We start from the raw sequence: 7019 nt of genomic DNA on the forward strand, positions 1-7019 counted from the left end.
GTGGGGGGGGACGTGGTGGGGCACGGGCTGCACGCGGCGGCGACCATGGGGCGGCTGCGCACGGCGGTGCACAACTTCTCGGCGCTGGATCTGCCGCCGGACGAGCTGCTGGGCCATCTGGACGAGCTGGTGTCCCGGATCGACCAGGAGGAGGAGGGCGGCGGGGCCTCCGCGGTGACGGGGGCGACCTGCCTGTACGCGGTGTACGACCCGGTGGCGGGCCGGGCGGTGGTGGCGAGCGCCGGGCACTTCGCGCCGCTGGTGGTCGGGGTGGACGGGCAGGTGCACGCACCGGAGGTGCCGGTGGCGCCGCCGCTGGGGCTGGGCGGGGCGCCGTACGAGACGGCGGAGCTGGAGCTGGCGGAGGGCAGCTCGCTGGTGATGTACACCGGTGGGCTGGTGGAGCACCGGGAGCGGGATGTGGAGACGGGGCTGCGGACGCTGCGCTCGGCGCTGGCGGGGCACCCGGGGCGCTCGCCGGAGGAGACCTGCCGGACGGTGGTGGAGACGCTGGTGCCTTCGCGGCGGCGGGACGACATCGCACTGCTGGTGGCCCGTACGAAGCTGGTGGACCGCTCCCGGGTGGCGGACTTCGACGTGCCGGCCGACCCGGCGGCGGTGGCCGACGTCCGGGCGGCGTGCGGGCGGCAGCTCGAGGCGTGGGGGCTGACGGAGATCGGCTTCACCACCGAGCTGATGCTGAGCGAGCTGGTCACCAACGCGATCCGGTACGGATCGGCGCCGATCCATGTGCGGATGCTGTACGAGCGGTGGCTGACCTGCGAGGTGTCCGACGGCAGCAGCACCTCGCCGCATCTGCGGCGGGCGGCCGCCACGGACGAGGGCGGGCGCGGCCTGTACCTGGTGGCGCAGTTCGCGGAGCGCTGGGGCACCCGCTACACGGCGACCGGCAAGGTGATGTGGACGGAGCAGTCGCCGGAGGGCGGCGAGCGGGAGCCGGTGGAGTTCCTGGTCGACGACATCGCCTGGTGACCCCGTACACCTCCCGGACCGACCCTTCTGTCCGTTTTGCTATGACATGGCCCTTTAGCGCTGAAGGCCCCTATAGGTCAATTAGGGCTTATATAGGGTGACTTATGATCGCGAACGCAGACCCGTGATGTCCATCACCGGACCGAAATGACATGCGCATTATTCAAATCCCGGCCGCCCCTTTCCGGCACGGGAATTGACGGGCCACCAGAATTCCGCCGGAGATCCATTACGTGAAATGACCTTCCCGCTCGGCCGCGCTCTCAAGATCCGCGCTTGTTCCGGCCGTTCGGCTCGCTTACGGTCACCGTCATTCCGGGTGGAACGCCGAATCCTGCCGCCGTCCGGACACGCATCCACTGAACCCACGTACGGCAGGAGCGGGGGACCCAGGTAAGCGCCGGACCGCACAGCGGCACGGCTTGGGGTGAAGTCGCGCATTTCCGCGACCGGGCAACTCCAGCCCGAACCCGACAGCTCACCTCGCAGGCGCCGGAGAGGAAAGCACCATGCACGCAACGGGTAAGCACCGCCGTGTCCGCAACAGCGCCCTCGTCCGCCGCCTGGTCGCGGTCGGAGCCGGCGGCGCCGCTCTCGCCCTGCCGGTGATCGGCGCGGCCACCGCCCACGCCGCCCCGGCCGCCGCGCCCGTCGCGGCCGTCGCGGCCGTCGCCCAGGCCAAGGCCGCCACGGCCGCCCCCGCCTCGTACTCGGTGGTCCTCGGCGACACCCTGTCCAAGATCGCCCGGGCCCACCAGGTCAGCGGCGGCTGGAAGAGCCTGTACGAGGCCAACCGCTCCACCATCGGCGCCGACCCCTCGCTGATCCGTCCGGGCCTGAGGCTCGCGGTCGGCGCGAAGGCCGCGGCCGCGCCCGCCGTGGCGAAGACCGCCGCCAAGACCGCCGCCCCGGCCGCGGCGAAGCCGGCCGCCTACGCCGACAACCTGGACGGCTGGATCCGCGAGGCGCTGGACGTCATGGCGGAGAACGGCATCCCCGGCAGCTACGACGGCATCCATCGCAACATCATGCGCGAGTCCGCCGGCAACCCGCTGGCGATCAACAACTGGGACGTCAACGCCGTCAACGGCACCCCCTCCAAGGGCCTGCTCCAGGTGATCGACCCGACCTTCCAGGCGTACCACGTGGCCGGCACCTCCACCGACAGCTACGACCCGGTCGCCAACATCGTCGCCGCCTGCAACTACGCGGCCGACCGCTACGGCTCCATCGACAACGTCAACGGCCCGTACTAGGGATCCCCGCCCCGGGACCGGCGAGTCCCCGGGACCGCCGACGGCCGGCCGCTCACCAGCGGCCGGCCGTCCGGCGTACCCCGCGCGGGGCGCCCCTGCCGGGTGCGCCGGCGGGGCTCACTCCGGGCGTTCGGCGGTGACCAGCCAGGCGGTGCTGCGCAGCCGCAGCGGGCCGTCGGGGCGCTCGTACCGGCGCAGCGCCTCGGTGAGCCGGCGGCCGGCCTCCGCCCGCTGTCCTGGGTCCAGCCTCCCCAGCAGGTGCCGGCCCGGTCCCATGCCCGCCATGAAGGCGGCCACGTCGCCGGCGTCGGCGCCCCACTCCCCGTACGCCTCCACCCGGTGCACGCCCGGGTTGGTCCAGCCCGCCGCGGCGAGCACCGCGCGGATGGCGGCCGGGTCGGCCAGCGAGAACATCCCGGGCTGTCCGGGGGCTCCGATGCCGCCCATCGGCACCAGGTCCTTCAGCGTGCTCAGGACGGTCAGCCAGTCGTTGCCGTCCGGGTCCGCCGGGCAGACGAAGGCAAGCCGCCCGCCGGGGCGCACCGCCCGTCCGATGGCGCCGAAGGCGGCCGCCGGGTCGGCGAAGAACATCACCCCGAAGCGGCTGACCGCCCGGTCGAAGGAGGCCGGCTCGAAGGGGTGGACCTGGGCGTCGCCCTGGACGAAGGCGGCGTTGGCCACGCCCTCGCGGTCGGCCGCCTCCCGGGCCCGCGCCAGCATCGGGCCGGACAGGTCCAGGCCGGTGGCCGCGCCGTCCCCGGCGCGCCGGGCGGCCAGCCGGGTGGTGCGGCCGGAGCCGCACCCGACGTCCAGGACCCGGTCGCCGGCGCCGATGGCGGCGGCGTTGAGCAGGGGCTCGTTGAAGCCGTCGTTGACCGCGTTCCAGCGGTCCTGGTGGCGGGCCCAGTGCTCGCCCTCGTAGCCGTTCCAGGCCTCGGCCTGCTCGGTGTTGGCGACGGGCGGCTCGGTGCGGTTCACGGCATCGACTCCTTGGTGAGCGAGGAAACGGCAGGAAAGGCGGAGAAGTGACTCAGATGTAGAAAAGCGCACGAAAGCGTCTCGGGACGGCAGGCGACAGTCCCGAGTCCTCACAATGGGCGCTCGCCCAAACAGTATGGGCGCGTGCCCGTACTGTCCATCGCTCCGGTACCCTGGGCGCCGTTCCAGCGCCGTCCGGAGGGAGCCGAGGGCCCTATGTCACCGCGTGGAGTAGCCATCCCCGATCTGCGCGGCAGGCTGTTCGACGCCGCCGAGCGGGTGCTGACCGAGGGCGGCCCGGCCGCGCTGACCAGCCGGGCGGTGACGACCGAGGCGGGCTGCGCCAAGGGCGTGCTGCACACCCACTTCGAGGGTCTGGACGCCTTCGTCGCGGAGCTGGTCCTGGACCGGTTCGCCCGTACCGCGCGCCAGGCGCGGGAGCTGTCCGGGCGGGCCGGCGACGGCACCGTGGCGGGCAACCTCACCGCGCTGGCCGACGGGCTGCTGGGCTCGCTGCACCCGGCGGTCATCGCGGTCGCCGCCACCCGGTCCGGCGCCGCCGAGCGGTTCCGCGCCGCCCAGGAGGCCGGGGCGCCCGGGCTCGCCACCATCGAACGCGACGTCACCGGCTACCTGGACGCCGAACGGAAGCGGGGCCGGCTGCCGGACGGCACGGACACCGAGGCGGTGGCGCTGGCCTTCACCGGGACCCTGCACCACATCCTGATGGCGTCCTGGTCGGGCCCCGCCGCCCGCGCCGACCGGGTGCGCAGGCTGGTGGCGGTCCTGGTCGGCGACCGGTAGCCGCGCCGCCGCGTGTCCCAGGTCACTTCCCGGATCCTGGACGCACCCGGACGGGTCCGCCCTCCGGCCCGTAGGGTGGCGGACGCAACTGGTTCGCCCCCGTCCGCCAGGCGGAAGGCGTCGCAAGAGGGAACCCGGTGGGAATCCGGGACTGCCCCGCAGCGGTGAGTGGGAACGACCGCCGTCATACGCACTGGGCCCGCAGGGGCCTGGGAAGCGACGGCCAGTAGGTGTCCTCCGGTCACGGAGGGCGCGCCCGCGAGTCCGAAGACCTGCCCGTTGCCCGCGTGCGGACGGTTCCGCGCGCGGACATCCCGGTGACCCCGAGGGAGGGTCGGCCCCCATACCAGGCGGACGACCGCGCCCCGCCGCGCGGGGTCGTCCTCGCCCGGTCGGTCACACCCTTCGCCGTCCTCGGTCCCGTCTGCCGGGATCTCAGGGATTCATCTCGCGAAGGAGATCTCCGTGACATCGAAGTCCGCAGCCGCGGCAGCACGGGCCACCGTGTACGGCTACCCCCGCCAGGGACAGCAGCGGGAACTGAAGAAGGCGATCGAGGGCTACTGGAAGGGCCGGGTCACCGCCGACGCCCTCCGGGACACCGGCGCCGAGCTGCGCCGGGCCAACCGGCGCCGGCTCGCCGAGGCCGGCGTCCACGAGGTGCCGACCGGCGACTTCTCGTTCTACGACCACGTCCTCGACACCACCGTGATGGTCGGCGCCATTCCCCGCCGGCACCGCGAGGCGGTCGCCGCCGACCCGCTGGACGGCTACTTCGCCATGGCCCGGGGCACCCAGGAGGCCGCCCCGCTGGAGATGACGAAGTGGTTCGACACCAACTACCACTACCTGGTGCCCGAACTGGGCCCGGACACCGTCTTCACCGCCGACTCCGCCCGGCAGGTCGCCGAGCTGGCCGAGGCCCTCGGCGAGGGGCTGAGCGCCCGTCCGGTGCTGGTCGGCCCGGTCACCTACCTGCTGCTGGCCAAGCCCGCTCCCGGCGTGGACCCCGCCTTCGAACCGCTGACCCTGCTGGACCGGCTGCTGCCGGTGTACGCGGAGGTGCTGGCCGACCTGCGGGCCGCGGGCGCCGAGTGGGTGCAGCTCGACGAGCCCGCCCTGGTCCAGGACCGCACCCCGGCCGAGCTGAACGCCGCCGCCCGCGCCTACCGCGACCTCGGCGGCCTGACCGACCGGCCGAAGCTGCTGGTGGCGTCCTACTTCGACCGGCTGGGCGAGGCACTGCCGGTGCTGGCCAAGGCCCCGGTCGAGGGCCTGGCGCTGGACTTCACCGGCCCGGCCGCCGGCAACCTGGAGGCGCTGGCCGCGGTCGGCGGGCTGCCCGGCAAGCGGCTGGTCGCCGGCGTGGTCGACGGCCGCAACATCTGGGTCGGGGACCTGGAGAAGTCCCTGTCGGTGCTCGGCACCCTGCTGGGCCTGGCCGACCGGGTCGACGTGTCCGCCTCCTGCTCGCTGCTGCACGTCCCGCTGGACGCCGCCGCCGAGCGGGACGTCGACCCGCAGATCCTGCGCTGGCTGGCCTTCGCCCGGCAGAAGACCGCCGAGATCGCCACCCTGGCCAGGGGCCTGGCCCAGGGCGCCGGCGCCATCTCCGCCGAACTGGCCGCCAACCGGGCCGACCTGGCCTCCCGGGCGAACTCGCCGATCACCCGGGACCCGGCCGTGCGGGCCCGCGCCGCCGCGGTCACCGACGCCGACGGGCGCCGCTCCCAGCCGTACGCCGAGCGGGCCGCCGCCCAGCGCGCCCACCTGCGGCTGCCGCTGCTGCCGACCACCACCATCGGCTCGTTCCCGCAGACCGGCGAACTGCGCGCCGCCCGCGCCGACCTGAGGGCCGGCCGGGTGTCCACCGCGGGCTACGAGGAGCGCATCCGGGCGGAGATCCAGGAGGTCGTCTCCTTCCAGGAGAAGACCGGCCTGGACGTGCTGGTGCACGGCGAACCCGAGCGCAACGACATGGTCCAGTACTTCGCCGAGCAGCTCACCGGCTACCTGGCGACGCAGCACGGCTGGGTGCAGTCCTACGGCACCCGCTACGTCCGGCCGCCGATCCTGGCCGGCGACATCTCCCGCCCCGAGCCCATGACGGTGCGCTGGACCTCGTACGCCCAGTCGCTCACCGGCCGGCCGGTCAAGGGCATGCTGACCGGCCCGGTCACCATGCTGGCCTGGTCCTTCGTCCGCGACGACCAGCCGCTGGGCGAGACCGCCCGGCAGGTGGCGCTCGCCCTGCGCGACGAGGTCGCCGACCTGGAGGCGGCCGGCACCTCGGTCATCCAGGTGGACGAGCCGGCGCTGCGGGAGACCCTGCCGCTGCGGGCCGCCGACCACGCCGGCTACCTGGCGTGGGCGACCGAGGCGTTCCGGCTGACCACCGCCGGGGTGCGGCCGGACACCCAGATCCACACGCACATGTGCTACGCCGAGTTCGGTGACGTCGTGCAGGCCATCGACGACCTCGACGCCGACGTCATCAGCCTGGAGGCGGCCCGCTCCCACATGCAGATCGCCCGCGAGCTGGCCGGGCACGGCTATCCGCGCGAGGCCGGGCCGGGTGTCTACGACATCCACTCCCCCAGGGTGCCGAGCGCCGAGGAGGCAGCGGCCCTGCTGCGCACCGGTCTGGAGGCCATCCCGGCCGAACGGCTCTGGGTCAACCCGGACTGCGGGCTGAAGACCCGCGGCTGGCCGGAGACCCGTGCGTCGCTGGAGAACCTGGTCGCGGCGGCCCGCACGGTCCGCGAGGAGCTGGCCGGGTCCTGAGACCGGCTCCCCGGCCCCGGGCCGTCCTGGCGGCCCGGGGCCGGAACCGAGGGCGGCGGCCCTCAGACCACGGTCACCGGATGCCGTACGACCGCGTCGAAGAGATAGCCCTGGGCGTTGTACGCGGCGGTCTCCGGCTGGGTGCGGCCGGACACCCAGCTCCCCACGCACATGTGCTACGCCGAGTTCGGTGACGTCGTGCAG

The 7019-nt window shown here is 74.0% G+C and carries 5 protein-coding genes and 2 riboswitches; of the genes, 4 read left to right on the top strand and 1 reads right to left on the bottom strand.

Annotated features, from left to right (window positions below; genetic code table 11):
• Window positions 1–993: ATP-binding SpoIIE family protein phosphatase (locus C6N75_RS21725; protein ID WP_146132636.1), on the top strand; the 993-nt coding region annotated here is incomplete at its 5' end.
• Between the two features lie 347 nt (window positions 994–1340).
• Window positions 1341–1500, top strand: a riboswitch (cyclic di-AMP (ydaO/yuaA leader).
• Window positions 1501–1502: 2 nt separating this feature from the next.
• Window positions 1503–2249 carry a LysM peptidoglycan-binding domain-containing protein gene (locus tag C6N75_RS21730; RefSeq protein ID WP_105870581.1) on the top strand — a complete coding sequence of 249 codons (747 nt, stop codon included), beginning with the start codon at window positions 1503–1505 and terminating at the stop codon, window positions 2247–2249.
• 117 nt (window positions 2250–2366) lie between these two features.
• Here C6N75_RS21730 and C6N75_RS21735 read toward each other — a convergent pair whose 3' ends face one another.
• On the bottom strand, window positions 2367–3227 hold the full coding sequence (locus C6N75_RS21735; protein WP_105870582.1) for a class I SAM-dependent methyltransferase: 861 nt from the start codon (window positions 3225–3227) through the stop codon (window positions 2367–2369).
• A 216-nt stretch (window positions 3228–3443) separates the two neighbouring features.
• Between C6N75_RS21735 and C6N75_RS21740 the strand changes: the two genes are divergently transcribed.
• Entirely contained in the window at window positions 3444–4031 is a 588-nt protein-coding gene (locus C6N75_RS21740) for a TetR/AcrR family transcriptional regulator (RefSeq protein WP_105870583.1), read from the top strand.
• Between the two features lie 85 nt (window positions 4032–4116).
• Window positions 4117–4313, top strand: a riboswitch (cobalamin riboswitch).
• A 183-nt stretch (window positions 4314–4496) separates the two neighbouring features.
• A complete protein-coding gene (metE, locus tag C6N75_RS21745) occupies window positions 4497–6815 on the top strand; it encodes a 5-methyltetrahydropteroyltriglutamate--homocysteine S-methyltransferase (RefSeq protein WP_105870584.1) in 2319 nt (772 codons plus the stop codon).
• The last annotated feature ends 204 nt before the right edge of the window (window positions 6816–7019 follow it).

This window comes from Streptomyces solincola, assembly GCF_002982015.1.
GTDB lineage: Bacteria > Actinomycetota > Actinomycetes > Streptomycetales > Streptomycetaceae > Streptomyces > Streptomyces solincola.